Consider the following 17,544-nt stretch of genomic DNA (forward strand, 5'->3'; position numbering starts at 1 on the left):
GGTATAGCAATGGCTTCACAGAGCAACAGTGAGGATAGCCGGGACAGTCCCGCTACTCAGCTCAATGAGCTGATCAAGTCGGGCTGGCAAGGTCTCAAACAATCAAGGCCGGGGGGCAACTTCAAGGGCAAGATTGCACTGGCCGTGCTGATGTTGATCGGCGTGGCGGGCTGGAGCGCCTATTACACCGTGCCCAGCGATTCGGTGGCGGTGGTGCAGCGGTTTGGCAAATACCTGGGCGAGGTGCCGCCGGGTCTGCATTTCAAGTTGCCGCTGGGCATCGATGTCGTAACCATCGTTCCGGTCAAGCGGCAGCTCAAGCAGGAGTTCGGCTTCGCCACCCTGGGTGCCACCGACCTGCACCAGAGCCCGCGCCCCCAGGATCGAACGCGGGAGACCCAGATGGTCACCGGCGACCTCAACGCCGCGCTGGTGGAGTGGGTGGTGCAGTACCGCATCTCCGATCCGTTCAATTTTCTGTTCGAGGTACGCGAACCGGGCGCCACCCTGCGTGCGGTGGCCGAGTCGGTGATGCGTGAAGTGGTCGGCGATCGGACGGTGGACGAGGTGATCACCATCGGTCGCCAAGAGATCGAGACTGAATCGCTGACCAAGATGCAGAGGCTTGCCAGCAAGTACGCCATGGGCATCAGCATCGATCAGGTGCAGTTGAAAAACATCAATCCGCCCCAGCCGGTGCAGGAGTCGTTCAACGAGGTCAACCAGGCTCAGCAGGAGAAAGAGAAACTGATCAACGAAGCCCGGCGGGACTATAACAAGGTGATTCCGCTGGCCCAGGGCGAAAAGGATCAGCGCATTCGCGAGGCTGACGGTTACCGCCTCAAGCGCATCAACGAGGCCGAAGGCGATGTGGCCCGCTTCAACGCCTTGCTGGCGGAATATAACAAGGCACCGGAGGTGACGCTGCGGCGCATCTATCTCGAGACGATGCAGGCGGTGATGCCGGGTATTCGAGCCAAGATCATTGTCGATGAGAAGGCCGGAGGCGTTCTGCCTCTACTCAATCTCGACGCCCAGACGGGAGAGCGGCCATGAGCGGCAACAAACCTTTTGCGGTGCTGGCGCTGCTGGTGCTGCTGGGATACCTGGCCTCCAGTTCGCTCTATACCGTGAGCGAAGTCGAACAGGTGATCATCACCCAGTTCGGTAAGCCGGTGGGTGAGCCGGTGACCGAGGCCGGTCTGAACCTCAAGCTGCCCTTCATCCAGGACGTCAACGCGATCGACAAACGCATACTCGAATGGGATGGCAACCCCTCGGACATGCCGACCAAGGACAAGCTTTATATATCGGTCGATCTCTTTGCCCGCTGGCGCATCACCGATCCGCTGCAATACTTCCTGAGGCTGCGCGATGAACGCAGTGCGCAGTCGCGTCTTGATGACATTCTGGGCAGCGAGACCCGCAATGCGGTTGCCAAGCATGAACTGATTGAAATCATCCGCACCACCAAGGGCCGGGTGCCGTTGCGCGATGCCCTGCTGACTGCGGCGCAACGGGAGATGGATATTGGCACCCTGGTGCCGATCCAGAAGGGACGGGAACTGGTGGAGAAAGAGATCTTCAGCGCGGCGGCGGAGAAGGTGCGCGTGTTCGGTATCGAACTGCTCGATATCCGCTTCAAGCGGATCAACTACAACGAAAGTGTGCGGCCGAAGATCTACGACCGGATGATCAGCGAACGTCGGCAGATCGCCGAACGCTTCCTGTCGGAGGGTAACGGCGAAGCCGCCAGAATCCGCGGCAACCGGGAGCGCGACCTCAACAAGATCCAGTCCGAGGCCTATCGGCAGGTAGAGGAGATTCGCGGCCTGGCAGATGCCAAGGCGGCTGAGATCTATGCTGGCGCCTACAACCAGAGCCCTGAAGCGGTGGCGCTTTATGAATTCACCCGCACCATGCAAGCCTATCCATCGATCATCGGCCAAAACACCACTCTGGTGCTGTCGAGCGACGGCGATCTGTTCAAGTACCTCAACGGGATTGCGCCGGATCAGAGCCGGGGCGGACAGTAAAGCCGTGGCCATGACCGACGAGCCTGACAAAGAGGCCCGGAAAGCGCCGGAGCCGGATTTTGCCGCCCAGGTCGGTGCCAAGGCGGCGCGCAAGCTTAAGGCCCGGCGCCATGCGACGCCGGGGGTTTGGTTTGGCTTGGGCATGATGGGGCTGATCGGCTGGTCCGTGGTGGTGCCGACGCTGCTGGGGGCCGCTATCGGCTTCTGGTTGGATAAGCACAGCCCCGGTCAGTATTCGTGGACGCTGGCGCTGTTGATGGCCGGACTGACCCTCGGCTGTCTCAATGCCTGGCACTGGGTGTCCAAGGAGGACCAGGCGATGCGCGATGAACAGGAGGATAGCGATGAGTGAGATGCTGATACTGGTCCCGAGTGGCGTCGCCGGATTTGGCCTGGGGGTGTTTTTCTTTGGCGGCCTGTGGTGGACGATTCGCCGCGGTGTCTCGTCGCAACGCCCCGCACGGCTGTTTCTCGGCAGCCTGTTGCTGCGCATGGGGTTGGTGCTGGCGGGGTTCTATCTGGTATCCGATGGCGACTGGCAACGCATGTTGACCTGTCTGCTGGGATTCGTGATCGGCCGCTTTGTCTTCACGATCCTCGCCGGTCCGCCGTTGGCACAACTGCCGGTGAAGGAGCACGGTAATGCCCCTTAGTCCCGATGAGATCGTGTTCTGGCAGTGGGGCATTGTCCAACTCAACGCCACCATTGTGTACACCTGGCTGTTGATGTTGTTTTTGGCCGTCGGTGCCAAACTGATCACCCGCAGGCTCGCCACCGGGCTGACCCGCTCTCGCTGGCAAAACCTGCTTGAGATCATCGTCACCGCCATCGAGAAACAGATCGAAGAGGTCGGCCTGTCCCATCCGCGGACCTATCTCGATTTTCTCGGCACGCTGTTCCTGTTCGTCGCCACCGCCAGCCTGTTCACCGTTGTTCCCGGCTACCAGCCGCCGACCGGCTCACTGTCCACTACGGTGGCACTGGCACTGTGCGTGTTCGTGGCGGTACCGCTGTTCGGCATTGCGGAGCAGGGACTGGCGAGCTATCTCAAGTCCTATATACAGCCGACCTTCATCATGCTGCCGTTCAATCTCATCAGCGAGCTGTCGCGCACCCTGGCCCTGGCGGTCCGCCTGTTCGGCAACATGATGAGCGGGGCGATGATTATCGGCATTTTGCTCAGCATCACCCCCTTTGTCTTTCCGATCGTGATGACGCTGCTCGGCCTGCTTACGGGCATGGTACAGGCCTACATCTTCAGCATTTTGGCGGCGGTCTACATCGCCGCCGCCACGCGGGTCCGCGCCAAGAGTCGCGATCCCGATGCCGGAGCCAGTCCCGAACAACAACCCGGTTAGTTAAGGAGATCCTATGGATAGCATGACACTTATCGCCATGACCTCAATCGTCATCGCCGGTCTGACCACCGGTTTCGGCACCATGGCACCCGCGCTGGGCGAGGGGCGGTCAGTCGCCGCGGCACTGAGTTCGCTGGCGCAGCAACCCGATGCCGCCGCCACCATTACCCGAACCCTGTTTGTCGGTTTGGCAATGATCGAATCCACGGCGATCTACTGCTTCGTGGTGTCGATGATCCTCATATTCGCCAACCCGTTCTGGAACTACGCGCTTGCGTTCGTGCAGGCCACCGGACACTAAACCATGCTGATCAATTGGTTCACCGTTGGTGCCCAACTGCTCAACTTCCTCATCCTGGTGTGGTTGATGAAGCGCTTTCTGTATCGGCCCATTCTCGATGCCATCGATGCACGGGAAGAGAGGATTGCGGCCGAACTGGCTGACGCGGCAGCGAAACAGGCCGAGGCCGAGCAGGCGCGCGAAACCTTTCGCGATAAAAACACGGCATTGGACCAGCAACGCGCCACGCTGCTGAGTCAGGCGGCACAGACGGCAGAAGTGGAGCGCCGACGGCTCCTGGATGAGGCGAGAGACGCAGCCGATTCCCTGAGTGCCAAGCGTCGGGAAGCACTGAGTCAGGAGCAAGAACGCCTGAGTGAAGAGCTCGTGCAGCGTACCCGGGATGAGGTTTTTGCCATCGCGCGCAAGGCGCTGGCGGATCTGGCCTGCGCCGGTCTGGACGCGCGCATGTGCGAGGTGTTCGTGCAGCGCCTGCAAGACCTGGACAGCGCCACGCGTGACGAACTCGTCAGCACCCTGACCCCCGGGTCCGATCCAGTGCTGGTCAGCAGCGCCTTCGATCTGCCGCCGCCGCAACGCCGTGCAATACAGGTGGCGCTTGCGGATCTGTTTGCGGCCGAGATCCAGGTCCGGTTCGAGACCGCAGCGCAACTGATCAACGGGATTGAACTCAGTGTCAACGGTCGCAAACTGGGCTGGAGCATTGCCGACTACCTGACGGCGATGGAAAAAAGCGTCGGCGAACTGCTAACGGTGCCCGCCGTTGCTGATGCCGAGCCCGACACGGCTCACGATGCCGAGTCCACGCCCCCGGCCGCTGAAGCGTCTACAGCGGCTGGGCCGCCTGAGCGGTCCGAGTCGGAGCAACGCGGATGAGTGCGTCAGCCGATACCCTGCAGGGCACATTCGAGCGCGCCTTTGCCGATCTGCGCCAGGGGCGCGAGGCATTCGCCCCGCAATTGACGACACAGGAGGTGGGCCGGATCACCAGCCTGTCCACCGGTATCGCCCGGGTCAGCGGGCTACCCGGTGTGGGCTCGGATGAGTTGGTCAGTTTCCCGGGCGGTGTGTCCGGCATCGCCTTCAATGTGGACGAGAACGATATCGGCGTGGTGCTGCTTGGCGAATACTGGCATCTGCAGGCCGGTGACGCCGTTGAGCGCACCGGCCGGGTCATGGATGTGGCGGTAGGCGATGGCTTGCTGGGGCGCGTTATCGACCCGCTCGGTCGGCCTCTCGATGGTGCCGGCCCGGTTGTCGCCAGCACTCGACTGCCGATCGAGCGGCCTGCGCCACCGATCATGGATCGTGCGCCGGTCACCGTGCCGCTGCAGACCGGCCTAAAGGTAATTGATGCGCTCATTCCTGTCGGTCGCGGTCAGCGTGAGTTGATCCTCGGCGATCGTCAAACCGGCAAAACCGCCATCGCCATCGACACCATCCTCAATCAACGCGGCAAGGATCTGCTCTGTATCTACTGTGCCATCGGCCAGCGCGCCTCTGCCGTGGCTAAGGTCGTGGCCACTCTGCAGAAACAGGGCGCGATGGAGTATTGCATCGTGGTGCTGACCGAGGGCAACGACCCGCCGGGGCTGACCTACATCGCGCCCTATGCCGCCACCAGCATCGCCGAGCACTTTATGGCACAGGGCCGCGACCTGCTGATCGTTTACGACGACCTGACCCACCATGCCCGCGCCTATCGCGAACTGTCTTTGCTGCTGCGCCGCCCGCCCGGTCGTGAAGCCTTTCCCGGCGACATCTTTTATATCCATTCTCGATTGCTCGAACGCGCGACCCGGCTGCGGCCGGAATGTGGCGGTGGCTCGCTCACCGCGCTGCCGATCATCGAAACCGAGGCGCAAAATATCTCCGCCTACATCCCCACCAATCTGATCTCCATTACCGACGGCCAGATCTACCTGTCGCCGTCGCTGTTCGAGCTCGGCGTGCTGCCGGCGGTGGATGTCGGCAAATCCGTTTCCCGTGTGGGCGGCAAGGCGCAACGGGCGGCGTATCGTGCCGTGGCGGGCGACCTGAAGCTCGCCTATGCGCAGTTCGAGGAGCTGGAAACCTTTGCCCGCTTCGGTGCCCGCCTGGATGAAGAGACTCGCAAGGTGATCGAGCATGGAGAGCGTATCCGCGCCAGCCTCAAACAGGCAGAAAGCGCGCCGGTCTCCATGGGCGGGCAGATCACCGTGCTGCTGGCGTTGGTGGAGGGGCTGTTCGATCCAGTGCCGATGGCGCAGATGGATGAGGCGGAGCGCGCGGTACGCGCTGCAAGCGCTCAGATGCCGGATGATCTGGCGGCGCGACTGGACAGCGCCGACAGCCTCAGCGATGCGGATCGCACCACTCTCCTCGCGCTGGCCCGCACGGTACTGGACGAGTTGGCTCCTCAACCCGAGCCAACACACCCCGAACCATCCGGAGAGCGGGCATGAGCAACACCACGGAGGGCCTGCGGCGCAAGATCGATAGCGCCACGGATCTCCAGTCCGTGGTGCGTACCATGAAAGCGCTGGCGGCATCGAGTATCAGCCAGTACGAGCAGGCCGTGCTGGCGCTGGGGGACTACGCGCGCAGCGTGGAGCTGGGATTGAGCGTCTGTTTTCGCGGCTCCGGTGCCATCGGCGCGATGACAACCGAAGTCGTCAACACGAAAGCGCGCGCGACAGGGGCCGTGGTGTTCGGTTCCGACCAGGGTCTGGTGGGGCAATTCAACGATGTCATCGCCAACTATGCGCGCGAAACGCTGGCGACTGAGCCCGTTCAACCCTTGATCTGGGCGGTCGGCGAGCGCGTGCATGCGCGCCTTGAGGACGCTGGCCTGCCGTTGGCCGGTGACTTCAGCGTTCCGAACTCGGTCCAGACGGTCACCCAACTGGTTGGGCAGATTCTGGTCGAGAGCGAGACGCGGCTGAGCCAGGGCGAGATCAGTGGACTTGTTTTGTTCTACAACCGTCCCACATCCGGGGCGATCTATGCGCCGGGCAGTCAACGGCTGTTGCCGCTGGATGCCGACTGGTGCCGCCAACTGGCTGCACGGCCCTGGCCGACGGCAAACCTGCCCGAGGTGACCGGCGCGGGTATGACAACGCTGCGAGCGCTGATCCGGGAATATCTGTTTGTTTCGCTGTTCCGGGCCTGCGCCGAGTCCCTGGCCAGTGAGAACGCCAGCCGCCTGGCGGCGATGCAGCGTGCCGACACCAACATCGGCGAACTGCTGGACGAGCTCCACCTGAGCTTCCACCGTGTGCGCCAGGGTGGTATCGACGAGGAGCTGTTCGACGTCATCTCCGGCTTTGAAGCGCTGCCTAAGCGCTAGCCGACATCAACCCAAGGAGTCCAAAATGTCCATACAACTGCATGAAGAAAACGGTGGCAGGCTGATCGTCGTTCAGGTTAGCGGCACGCTGGTAAAGGCCGACTACGAGCAGTTCGTCCCTGAGTTCGAGCGCCTGGTCCGGGAGCACGGGAAACTGCGTCTGCTGTTCGACATGTCCGGGTTCCACGGCTGGGAACTCAGTGCCGCCTGGGAGGACCTGAAATTCGGCGTCAAGCATCTCTCCGACATCGAACGACTGGCGATGATCGGGGAAAAAAAATGGCAACAGGGCATGGCCGTGTTCTGCAAACCGTTCACCAAGGCGCAGATCCGCTACTTCGATCACACAGAGGTCGCCGAGGCACGGAGATGGATCGAACAGGAAGATCGTACTGACTGAACGGCCTCCAGGGTGATCGACATGCCTCAGCGGAAGCCAGACCACCGGCGGCGGCATCATGCGCAGCTGTCGGCGGGTTGGTCCGGTTTCGTTACCGGCAATCAGCTCACCCTGTTGCAGAATGGGGAGGAGTATTTCCCGGCGCTCGAAGCCGCGTTCGATCGGGCCAGATATGAAATTCATCTACAAACCTATCTCTACGAAAATGACGCCACCGGACAGCGAGTGGCGGCCGCGCTGCAACGGGCGGCGCTTCGCGGCGTAAAGGTTTGCGTGCTGATCGACGGTTTCGGCTCAAGAAACCTGCCACGCCAGATGCGTGAGCGGATGCGATCGGACGGAGTGAATCTGCTCATTTACCGGCCCAAAATATCGCCCTGGACGTTTCGGCGCAAGCGCCTGCGCCGGATGCACCGGAAAATCGTAACGGTGGACCGGGAGATCGCCTTTGTCGGCGGTATCAACATAGTCGGTGACCGCACGGCCAACGATGACCAGGCTCCCCGCTATGACTATGCCGTTGCCGTGGAAGGACCGCTGGTGGAGGCGATCCGTCTTGCCGCCCAACGCTTATGGTCGCGGCTGGCCTGGCTCTCGTTGCACAAAGAGATGGCGCACAGAACGAAAATGCCGGCTTCGACCTTTACCGGGGGATCCATGAGTGCGGCATTCCTGCTGCGAGACAACATCCGCCATCGCCGCGACATTGAGGCCGCGTATCTGCAGGCGATCCGGCAGGCGCAATCCGAGATCCTGCTTGCCCATGCCTATTTTCTGCCGGGGCTCGAATTCCGCCATGCACTGATCGGCGCCGTGCAGCGCGGGGTGCGGGTGGTGCTGCTGTTGCAGGGAAAAGTGGAATATCGTCTCGAGTATTATGCCGTGCGGGCGCTGTACGGCTGCCTGCTCGATAACGGCATTGAAATTTACGAATACCGCAAGAGCTTTCTCCACGCCAAAGTGGCAGTGGTTGACGACCATTGGGCGACCATTGGATCTTCGAATATCGATCCATTCAGCCTGTTGCTCTCACTCGAAGCCAACCTGGTCGTCGACAATGACGCCTTTGGCGCTGGCGTTGCCCGGCGACTTAAAGAGACCGTCCAAACCGATGGTTGGCGTATAAGGGCGGAAGGCTGGCAACAGCAGCCTACCTATATACGCGTTTTTAGCTGGCTCAGTTATGGACTGCTGCGATTGATGAGAGGGATCAGCGGGTATGAACGTGAAAACGGCCGGGCTCGAAGTCAGTGACTGCCCGGATCCTCCGAACGCGTTAATAGTCAAGGCTCCGGCTGGCCGGAGCAGGAGAGAACGATGCCGACAAAAGCAAAAACAAAGTCCCATAGCCTGCCGGCGTCAGCGCCAACTGAGCCGACGGCAACGGACGACACATTCTGCGGTTTGCATCGTAAACTGCCGCCGCTCAAGGTCGTGGCCGACGAGGATGTACCACTGCTCGACCGCCTGCTGCATGCAACCCTGGGGCAGGTATACGGCTTGTCTCCGGCGGCGTTGGGCCTGGCCTATGCCGACTGGCTGACGCATCTCCTGCTTGCCCCTGGAAAGCAGGCTGAGCTGGCTGTCAGTGCCGGGGACAAGATCACGCGGCTTTCGGATTACATGCTGCGGCAAGCGCAAGGACAGGAGCCCATGGAGTGTTGCGCCGAGCCGCTGCCGCAGGATCATCGCTTTGTCGATCAGGGATGGCAGGAATGGCCCTTCAACCTGTACCAGCAGGCGTTCCTGCTCACCGAGCGATGGTGGCAGGAGGCCACCCATGTCCGCGGCATGACCCAGCACCATGCCGCCATCCGGCCCTTTATCGCTCGGCAAGTTCTGGATATGTGGTCGCCGCTCAACTTTCCCCTGACCAATCCGCGCATTCTGAGAGCCAGCGCGGAACAGGGCGGGCTTAACTTCTTCAGGGGTGTCCAGAATTTTCTGGATGATTGGCAGCGGTTTATTACGAAACAGCCTGCGGCCGGGATGGAAGCCTTCGGGGTGGGCGACAATATTGCCGTGACGCAAGGCAAGGTCGTGTATCAAAACCGTTTGATCGAATTGATCCAGTATGCGCCGGTGACCGCCGATGTGTATGCCGAGCCGTTGCTGATCGTCCCGGCTTGGATCATGAAATATTACATTCTCGATCTATCGCCGGAAAACTCGCTGGTGAAATATCTGGTTGAACAGGGGCATACCGTGTTCATGATTTCATGGAAAAACCCGGGCCCGGAGGATCGTGATCTCGGCAACAGGGATTATCGTGAGTACGGTATCATGGACGCGCTCGACGCGATCAATGCGATCGTGCCGGGGCAGAAAATTCATGCCGTCGGCTACTGTCTCGGTGGCACGCTGTTGTCCATTGCCGCGGCAGCGATGGCGCGGGACGGCGATGATCGGCTGAAGAGCGTCACGCTGTTCGCGGCCCAGATCGATTTCGAGGAAGCCGGCGAGTTGCTGATGTTCATCGACGAAAGCCAGCTTGCCTGGCTTGAGGACACCATGTGGGAGAAGGGCTATCTTGACCGGCAGAAGATGACAGGCACCTTCCAGCTGTTGCGCTCCCGCGATCTCATCTGGTCGAGCATGATCGAGAATTACCTGCTGGGAGAGCGCACGGTGCCGAACGATATGATGGCCTGGAATGCCGACGCGACGCGTATGCCTTTTAAAATGCACAGCGAATATCTGCGTGAGTTGTTCCTGAATAACGACCTGGCCGAAGGCCATTTTCGGGTCGGTGGCAGGCCGGTGGCGCTGACCGATATCCGTATCCCCATCTTTGCAGTCGGCACGCAACGGGACCACGTCGCACCCTGGCGTTCCGTATATAAAATCAAGTTGCTGACCGACACCGATGTAACCTTCCTGCTGACCAGCGGCGGCCATAATGCCGGGATCGTCAGCGAGCCTGGGCATCCGCGCCGTAGCTATCAGGTCGGGACCCTGAACAGCATGGACAAATTCGTCTCGCCCGAAGAGTGGTGTGAGCGTACACCATCGCAAGAAGGGTCCTGGTGGCCGGAATGGAATGCCTGGCTGACACAACAATCAGACGGAAAATCCGAACCGCCGGCAACCGGAGCGTCCGGCAAGGGTTACCGCATCCTGCGCGATGCGCCGGGGGCGTATGTATTGATGCACTAGCTGTACTTGATGCTACAGCCCGTTAAGGGAACAAGAGCGGCGTTGCAAAAGCGTCGCTCTTGTAAGGGGAGATAGAAGCGCCTCCCTGATATCAGCTGCCGATACGTATGCTGTCCAATGACCCCAGCACGCCGAAAACTTGCAGCAGCCAGATCACGAGCACGATGACGACAACGATATTCAGGATGTTCTTGATCTTTCGATCCATGGGTATGTAAGCGTTGACGAGCCAGAGCAGCACGCCAACCACGATCAGGACGACAACCAGATTAATCAGAGGCATGTGGATTCTCCTGCAGGATCATTAGGTGTCTGCCGGTGGAACGGGACAGGCGCCAATCGCGTCCGTCCCTTCCCGGTTTAGCGGTTGATTCGGGAGATTTTTGTACCCTCGATAGTGATCCCCGCCATCAAACCCTGTTGACTGAAGATGAAGGCATAGGCGTCATCCTTCAACGATGACGTCGACAGGTTCTTGGCGATGCCTTCATCTACCAGGACAACGCTTGGACCGACGCCGATCTCCCAGCCGTTCGACTCTTGCAGGTAGTCGACGGCCTTGTCGCTCATCAGGAAAACGGCATATCCGTAGGATTGAGCGCCGATCTGCAAGCCCCAGGAGCCGGTGACCGAGTTGTAATAATCGACCACGGTCGAGCCCTTCATCAGCACGCCTTCACCATAACTGCCGCCGAATACGAGGCCGGCCTTGATCATGTTCGGAAAAACCAGAATCGCCTTGGCTGTGTGCGAAAGCGTCTCGGCCACCGGTTGGACTTTATAGAGCGTCTGCAACGCCTGCCCGGAATCCTTGTCTAGATCCTCCGCTGTTGCGGCGTTTGCTGGAGTCATCAATGCCATCGAGACGACGGCTGCCGCGGCGAGACTGAACGCCAGAAGCGTCCTTTGTATTTGTATGCTGTACATGTCGAATATCCTCCCACGTTGGGATGTTAGGTACGCATAGTGGTTGCAATCATCAGGCTACTCGCCTGATCGGTTGTGGTCTGTGCGGTAGAGTACATAGCGTCGAGATTCTGCCCCCTTATACGGGCACAGGACCGTTAGCCGTGAAGGCGCCGATACGGCCTTTGAGCAGCGTTCGTGCATTCCGTGCTCGACTTTCTCGCCTATTTCGGCGGCATGCTCAATGCGCTCATGCAGGTCGTCTGCAACTCTTCGAGACAGGGTTTCGTCCTCAGATTCGGTGTATGTCTGGTTTGAACGTAGTACCACCCAGGCACCGGGGCAGATTGACCGCGGCTACAGTACGCCCAGCAGCAGCAGAATCAACACTACCAACAGTAGTACGCCAATCCCCCCGCTCGGGCCATATCCCCATGAACGGCTGTGGGGCCAGGTCGGTATGACGCCGATCAGCAATAGAATTAAAATTACCAGCAGAATGGTTCCCATCTTGTTATCTCCGATGATTAGTCTTGATACCCATCCGATGGCCGCTCCTGGCCGTCAGACTCCAAATGAACGCGCCTCCTTGTACGAAGCAGTACGACAGAGTGCGACGCTCTGACTTACTTTGTATGGATCAGCTCCTCACTCCCCGGGATGTTAGGTTCGCACACTGGAGGTATGTACAAGGTTGGACGCCGGATAGATCGCGGTCTGGACTCTGGCGTACATAGCGCCAAGGCTCTCCGGGCGGACTTTCCCCTTATGAAACTCATTCCAGATCATCGCAATGGCTTGCATCCTGTTGCAGCCTGCGTGCCTCCTGTTCGCATTTAAGCTGACGCTCGCTCTTGGGCACCTGCTGCCTGTTCTCGTTTTGTCCGGCGGGCTCAGATGGCCGTAGTTGGCGTGCCTCGCCCTTTTGCTGAGCGCTGCTTGCCTTGGGTTGCTGCCGTTCCAGTAGCTGAGTCGGCGACAGTTCTCTGTCGGCCTTGCGCTGTGGCTGCTCCTGCTGTTGAGGCGCCGGCCGTTCGCTGTCGGCCTTGCGTTGTGGCTGCTCCTGCTGTTGGGGCACCGGCCGTTCGCTGTCGGCCTTGCGTTGTGGCCGCTCCTGCTGTTGAGGCGCCGGCCGTTCGCTGTCGGCCTTGCGTTGTGACTGCTCCTGCTGTTGAGGCGCCGGCCGTACGCTGTCGGCCTTCCGCTGTGGCTGCTCCTGCTGTTGAGGCGCCGGCCGTTCGCTGTCGGCCTTGCGTTGTGGCCGCTCCTGCTGTTGAGGCGCCGGCCGTTCGCTGTCGGCCTTCCGCTGTGGCTGCTCCTGCTGTTGAGCCGGCTGTCTATCCTCGGGCTCGGGTCTTCTCTTCGGCTCGACCGAGCGGTCCAGCCGCTGCGGCTGAGCAGAGTCTTCGGTGCGGCCTGAGCCCGCGGCGCGTACGTCCACGGCATTCTCTTGCTCGCCCAGTACCCGTATATTCTTGCGCGGCTTGCTGTCCGGCACGCTTTCGACAACCTCAGGTTCCAGCGGCCGTCCAGGCTGTTTACGCAAGAGATCTTTGCGCTGGGAAAACGGAGGTTCGGCGGGCGGCGGTGGGTTGCGTGCGACGACCGGACGGCCGAACACCTCCGGTGCCGGATGCGCCTTGGCGACCTTGCCACTACCGATCACGCTGCGCGTGCTGGGGGCAATCGGGGCGATACGCAGGGTTTCGCCGGTGCTGATTGCCTTGCGGTCAATACGCATCGCGGCGGAATGTACCGGCTGTGCATTCACAAATACGGTACGGGGCACCACGGTGACGGCCTGTTCCTGGTAACGGTGGGAGTAGTCTATCTGGTCGATATTGTCGGCGCCGCCGGAGTAGTAGTTGTTGTAGACGTTGGTGATGGTGGTGTTCTGGATCACCGTATTGTTCACGTTAACCCGCGTAAAATAGTTGCGGCTGACATGATAGGAGGGCACGTAGACCTCTCGTGGTGCAAGTGGAAACCATCCGATAGGTGAGCTGCCGGCGCCCAACGAAAGCGATAGGCTCCAGCCGCTGCCACCGATGAAGGCGACCAGTGCGGGTGCATAGACTGGACGTACCTGGCGCGGACCCGGCACCCAGCCCCAGCGAAGGTCGACGCGGATCCAACGGCCGTAGTGCGATGGCGCGAAGCCCCAGGGCGCGTTATCTATCCAGGTCCAGCCCCAAGGCTCCTGCCAGACCCAATGACCGTCGCGGTAAGGTGCCCAGTCGGCGGATACTCTGGTTGGGAACCAGGCGTGGCCCTGACCGCTCACCGGGCGCCAATTGCCGTACTGATCCAGATCGTTGTAGCCGGCCAGATCGTCGTCGACATAACGCAGCGACTCGGAGCGCTGGAATCGGCGGTCGCGCTCCAGACCGTAGCGGTCAAAGTCGTCCTCACGGGGCAAACCGTACATATCGTAGTCGTGTAAATCGGAGTCGTAGAAACGCACCGCCTCGCCCGCGCGCAAGCTGAAATGGGCGTTGTCGCCGTAGACTTCGCTACGTCCTTCCCACACCACAATGGTGGTGTCTCCGTGCCGTGGATCCACGTCAACCCGATAGCGGCCACGGCCCCCGATGGTGAGTGCCAGCAGCGGAGTGTCGATCTCGATTTGCTGATCCCTGTACTGCCGCCGTACACTCAGGCTAAGCGTCCCTTGGGGTAACTGCAGCTGCATCAAGTTATCGTTCAGGTCGAGAATTTCGACGCTGCTGTTAGCGTCGATGCGCACGGCGGAACTGCCTACTTGAAATTCGGCGCGGGAATTGCTGTCGGTCCATAGCCGATCGCCGCGAATCAGCGGTCGATTGCGTACGACATCGAACCACTGATTTTCGCCTGAAGGTGAATAACTCACCTGACCCCGGCTGTCGCTCAGGTAGCCCACGCGTGCTGAAGGATCGGCATTGGCGTTGCCGGCGAACAGTGCCGCGCACAGGGCAAACAGCAGCAAGCCGTTCAAGGCAGGTAATCGCAATGGATTCGACATAGTGTATTCCTCTTGGCAAATGCCCGAACTACCAACACCTTAGGTATCGGCCACGATGACTTCCGGAGCGGAGGGCAGTATCAGGCGGTCCTACTTATCGTCTGCCATGGGAGCACAGTGCTTTGCCCTCCCAATGGACCAAATCTACAGCGCATGACCAGCCGGTTCTGTACGTTGCCGCACAAAGCGCGTGGATTTGTTCTATTGACCTTATTTGAAGCAGGGATGTGTTTGATTATCTCAACAGGTTTTAAACCCGGGTCGACGTCAAGTGAGGGGCTGTCGCAGGTGAAGTTTGAACAGAGGTACTTGAGCGAACAGGAAAGCTGTGGCGACTCATGTGCAGTCAACAGTAGGAAACTCGGCGTCCCTGCCGGCCTGGTTGTTATTTCTCCATGCTGGGCTTTGAATCCTCACTGCGGGGTGGTTGTGGTTCTCTTGTTTTGGGCTCGGTTTCAAATCCTTTGGGGGGCTGCTGCTCTTTGGCATTGGAGCCCGGTGCCTCTTTGCGCTGCTGTTGCTGTTGATTGTTCGCCTGTTGTTTTTCCTGGGGGCGCGGCTGATTTTCGCGTTTTGTGGTAGCCGCGTTACCTTGTTCCTTACGATTCGTTTTCATTATAAATAACCTCTTGGGGATACTCGCGGCATGCGAGATTGCAAACCAGCGAGGTGTATAAAATCGCAGGTAATATGTGCAGCGTCGGTGCGTTGTCACACATAGGGTCTATGATTAACTCCCGATCTGCTGCCGATGACGATCGGTATGAGCGAGGTCTGCATCGACATCGCCGGGAGAGCGTGCTTGATCTTCAGCTCGTAATTAGCGGTTGATTCGGGAAATTTTTGTACCCTCGATGCTGATGCCCGCCATCAATCCTGTCCGCCAGCAGGATGTTTGCGAAGTGTGATGATCAGCGGTGCGCCCAGGATAAACTGCGTCCGGCCGAAAACCTGTGGGCGGTCTGAGCGTGCTATATTGAAACCAGCAGCACTGGGGCGTTTCGCTTGTAGCGCGCCGTTGCACAACCACCACCTGCTGGCCGCGTCGTGTTTAGTTCCCCAGTGGTTCGATCGCACCTCTTCTACTTGCCTGCCCAGGCTTTGCTGAGCAGCGAGCAGCTGCTGTTCAAGTCCTTATCCGGCCACGGATGTCGGTTATCCAAGGAGAAATAAGATGCGGTTACTTGCCAGTTGTGACTTGACGTTCGATATCACAGTGCCGACCCCTTTTATTCTCATGCTGCGGCCGCGCAGCGGCTCCAATCAATGGGTTGCGCGTGAGGAATACAACATCGAGCCCATCGTGCCGGTTTTTGAATTCAGCGATGGCTACGGCAACCTGTGCCAACGTCTGGTCGCGCCTCCGGGAACGTTTTCGGTCCGCACGGTGGCCGAGCTGATGGTCGCCGATAGCGTCGACAGGGCGCCCGGCGCGCCTTTCGTCAATGTGGAGTATCTGCCGGATGGTGTGCTTTGCTATCTGCTGCCGAGTCGTTACTGCGAGTCCGATCATTTCAACGAGATGGCCGCTGAAATCACCTCTGGACAGCGGTTGGGGTACGATCAGGTTGCGGCGATCGAGGCCTGGTTGCGTAGCGCATTCAGTTATGTGCCGGGCAGCACCAGCGCAACGCTGTCCGCCGTGGAGGTAAATGCCAGGCAGGTCGGTATCTGTCGTGATCTGGCGCATCTCGGCATCGCCTTGTGCCGAAGTCTCAGCATTCCGGCGCGCATGGTGGTGGGGTATCTACATGATTTGGAACCCATGGATCTGCACGCCTGGTTCGAGGCCTACGTTGGCGACCGCTGGTATACCTTCGATGCCACGCAGTCAGCGTTAAGAGGCGGATATGTGGCGCTTGGTTACGGGCGTGATGCGGCCGATGTCGCGGTGTTCAATCAATTCGGCCCCCCCTCATTCGCAACGGCCCAGACAGTGCGGGTCGAACGGCTTCACGACTGACTCTGAGCCGGAAGCTGGAAACCTTTAATCGTACACCGACGAGGACCGCCAGCTTGCTATTCAACATCCAACATCGTACCCGCTACACCTACTCTCAACCCGTGCGGCTGAGCCCACAAAAACTGCGCTTTTACCCGCGTTGTGATGGCTCTCAGCGGGTACTCTCTCATCAGATTAAGATCAATCCTGCACCTCAAGGGCAGAATGAACACCTCGATCTGGAGGGCAATCACGTCACCCAAGTATGGTTTGACGGCGAAACCCAGTATTTTGAAGTCGAGGTCAACATGCAGGTCCAGACACTGCGGAAGAACGCTTTCGATTTTCTGTTGGCGCCAGAAGCGATGCGGTTACCGATCAGCCACGATCAGGATGCGATTTGCGCCAGGGCCTATCTGGAACGCAGCAGGGCGGACGATGAGGTGACCGTTTTTGCGGCGGAGCTCAGCCTGGGTGTGAACCGCGATACCTTGCGATTTCTGGACCGTCTCAATCATTATCTGCACGATGAATTTGTCCAGATCCATCGTCACTCCGGCGCGCCGCAGGCGCCGGCATTTACCTTGCAAACCCGGCGTGGCGCCTGTCGCGATCTCGCCGTCCTGTTTGTCGATTGCTGCCGGGCCGAGGGGTTGGCGGCGCGCTTTGCCAGCGGCTACCAGAAAGGCGATCTGCAGCGCGACCGCCGGGATCTGCATGCCTGGCCAGAGGTGTATCTGCCGGGCGCGGGTTGGCGCGGATGGGACCCAACTCACGGATATATGCTTGCCGATACGCATGTGACCATCGCAGCGGCGGCACATGCACGCGATACGCTGCCGGTCAGAGGTGTCTTTGTCGGTGGCGGCGCGAGCAGCGTGCTCGACTTCGCTGTGCAGATTCAGGTCACGGATTCATAGGCGGTATGGATCTCGCACCCAGAGTTTTCCGAGCGTTTAAAGGCTCTAGAATCGATCACCCATTGGTATTTCGAACGACCACTTTGTGCCGATAATGCCCGCTGAAACGGATCCTGAAAAATGTCCGCTTTTCGGAGACGGCCAGATTGGCCTAAGGAACCTGTGATTAAGTTCCAATTTCCGTGACTACCA

19 protein-coding genes are annotated in these 17,544 nt (G+C 59.8%); 14 read left to right on the forward strand and 5 right to left on the reverse strand.

Going from position 1 to position 17,544, the window contains the following annotated elements; translation table 11 throughout:
• Nucleotides 1-9: 9 nt before the first annotated feature.
• The 12 genes from hflK to C4S72_RS24855 all read left to right on the forward strand — a co-directional run bounded on the left by hflK (nt 10) and on the right by C4S72_RS24855 (nt 10,580).
• The gene (gene hflK, locus C4S72_RS24800) at nt 10-1,056 is read left to right on the forward strand and encodes an FtsH protease activity modulator HflK (protein ID WP_104005898.1); all 1,047 of its coding nucleotides are present in this window, start codon (nt 10-12) and stop codon (nt 1,054-1,056) included.
• Complete coding sequence (hflC, locus tag C4S72_RS24805) at nt 1,053-2,036, forward strand: protease modulator HflC (protein ID WP_104005899.1); 984 nt, start codon at nt 1,053-1,055, stop codon at nt 2,034-2,036. The genes hflK and hflC overlap by 4 nt, the downstream gene beginning before the upstream one ends.
• A gap of 10 nt (nt 2,037-2,046) precedes the next feature.
• The gene (locus tag C4S72_RS24810) at nt 2,047-2,388 is read left to right on the forward strand and encodes an AtpZ/AtpI family protein (RefSeq protein ID WP_104005900.1); all 342 of its coding nucleotides are present in this window, start codon (nt 2,047-2,049) and stop codon (nt 2,386-2,388) included.
• Complete coding sequence (locus C4S72_RS24815) at nt 2,363-2,689, forward strand: ATP synthase subunit I (RefSeq protein ID WP_235009266.1); 327 nt, start codon at nt 2,363-2,365, stop codon at nt 2,687-2,689. The genes C4S72_RS24810 and C4S72_RS24815 overlap by 26 nt, the downstream gene beginning before the upstream one ends.
• Nucleotides 2,679-3,395 carry a F0F1 ATP synthase subunit A gene (locus C4S72_RS24820; RefSeq protein WP_104005902.1) on the forward strand — a complete coding sequence of 239 codons (717 nt, stop codon included), beginning with the start codon at nt 2,679-2,681 and terminating at the stop codon, nt 3,393-3,395. The genes C4S72_RS24815 and C4S72_RS24820 overlap by 11 nt, the downstream gene beginning before the upstream one ends.
• A 13-nt stretch (nt 3,396-3,408) precedes the next feature.
• A complete protein-coding gene (locus tag C4S72_RS24825; RefSeq protein WP_104005903.1) occupies nt 3,409-3,696 on the forward strand; it encodes a F0F1 ATP synthase subunit C in 288 nt (95 codons plus the stop codon).
• 57 nt (nt 3,697-3,753) lie between these two features.
• Nucleotides 3,754-4,572 carry a F0F1 ATP synthase subunit delta gene (locus C4S72_RS24830; protein ID WP_235009270.1) on the forward strand — a complete coding sequence of 273 codons (819 nt, stop codon included), beginning with the start codon at nt 3,754-3,756 and terminating at the stop codon, nt 4,570-4,572.
• On the forward strand, nt 4,569-6,140 hold the full coding sequence (locus C4S72_RS24835; protein ID WP_104005905.1) for an alternate F1F0 ATPase, F1 subunit alpha: 1,572 nt from the start codon (nt 4,569-4,571) through the stop codon (nt 6,138-6,140). Before C4S72_RS24830 ends, C4S72_RS24835 begins: the two co-directional genes overlap by 4 nt.
• The gene (locus tag C4S72_RS24840; RefSeq protein ID WP_104005906.1) at nt 6,137-7,024 is read left to right on the forward strand and encodes a F0F1 ATP synthase subunit gamma; all 888 of its coding nucleotides are present in this window, start codon (nt 6,137-6,139) and stop codon (nt 7,022-7,024) included. Before C4S72_RS24835 ends, C4S72_RS24840 begins: the two co-directional genes overlap by 4 nt.
• Before the next feature lie 25 nt (nt 7,025-7,049).
• Nucleotides 7,050-7,424, forward strand: a complete 375-nt coding sequence (locus tag C4S72_RS24845; protein ID WP_104005907.1) for a SpoIIAA family protein — start codon at nt 7,050-7,052, stop codon at nt 7,422-7,424.
• Nucleotides 7,425-7,445: 21 nt separating this feature from the next.
• Nucleotides 7,446-8,678, forward strand: a complete 1,233-nt coding sequence (gene clsB / locus C4S72_RS24850) for a cardiolipin synthase ClsB (protein ID WP_104005908.1) — start codon at nt 7,446-7,448, stop codon at nt 8,676-8,678.
• A 63-nt stretch (nt 8,679-8,741) separates the two neighbouring features.
• Entirely contained in the window at nt 8,742-10,580 is a 1,839-nt protein-coding gene (locus C4S72_RS24855) for a PHA/PHB synthase family protein (RefSeq protein WP_104005909.1), read from the forward strand.
• 91 nt (nt 10,581-10,671) lie between these two features.
• On the opposite strand, the gene C4S72_RS24860 is transcribed toward C4S72_RS24855, so the two are convergent.
• The 5 genes from C4S72_RS24860 to C4S72_RS24880 all read right to left on the reverse strand — a co-directional run bounded on the left by C4S72_RS24860 (nt 10,672) and on the right by C4S72_RS24880 (nt 15,106).
• A complete protein-coding gene (locus C4S72_RS24860; RefSeq protein ID WP_104005910.1) occupies nt 10,672-10,863 on the reverse strand; it encodes a Thivi_2564 family membrane protein in 192 nt (63 codons plus the stop codon).
• A gap of 77 nt (nt 10,864-10,940) precedes the next feature.
• Nucleotides 10,941-11,507: a lipid-binding SYLF domain-containing protein gene (locus tag C4S72_RS24865; RefSeq protein ID WP_104005911.1), complete on the reverse strand. Its 567-nt coding sequence runs from the start codon at nt 11,505-11,507 to the stop codon at nt 10,941-10,943.
• A gap of 336 nt (nt 11,508-11,843) precedes the next feature.
• On the reverse strand, nt 11,844-11,996 hold the full coding sequence (locus C4S72_RS24870; RefSeq protein ID WP_104005912.1) for a DUF3309 family protein: 153 nt from the start codon (nt 11,994-11,996) through the stop codon (nt 11,844-11,846).
• A gap of 265 nt (nt 11,997-12,261) precedes the next feature.
• Nucleotides 12,262-14,490 (reverse strand): DUF6600 domain-containing protein, encoded by a 2,229-nt coding sequence (locus C4S72_RS25690; protein ID WP_146071937.1) that lies wholly within the window; start codon nt 14,488-14,490, stop codon nt 12,262-12,264.
• A 385-nt stretch (nt 14,491-14,875) separates the two neighbouring features.
• Entirely contained in the window at nt 14,876-15,106 is a 231-nt protein-coding gene (locus tag C4S72_RS24880; protein WP_104005913.1) for a hypothetical protein, read from the reverse strand.
• Nucleotides 15,107-15,664: 558 nt separating this feature from the next.
• Between C4S72_RS24880 and C4S72_RS24885 the strand changes: the two genes are divergently transcribed.
• The gene (locus tag C4S72_RS24885) at nt 15,665-16,453 is read left to right on the forward strand and encodes a transglutaminase domain-containing protein (RefSeq protein ID WP_104005914.1); all 789 of its coding nucleotides are present in this window, start codon (nt 15,665-15,667) and stop codon (nt 16,451-16,453) included.
• 53 nt (nt 16,454-16,506) lie between these two features.
• Nucleotides 16,507-17,352, forward strand: a complete 846-nt coding sequence (locus tag C4S72_RS24890) for a transglutaminase family protein (RefSeq protein ID WP_104005915.1) — start codon at nt 16,507-16,509, stop codon at nt 17,350-17,352.
• The last annotated feature ends 192 nt before the right edge of the window (nt 17,353-17,544 follow it).

This window comes from Marinobacterium lutimaris, assembly GCF_900108065.1.
Lineage (GTDB): Bacteria > Pseudomonadota > Gammaproteobacteria > Pseudomonadales > Balneatricaceae > Marinobacterium_D > Marinobacterium_D lutimaris.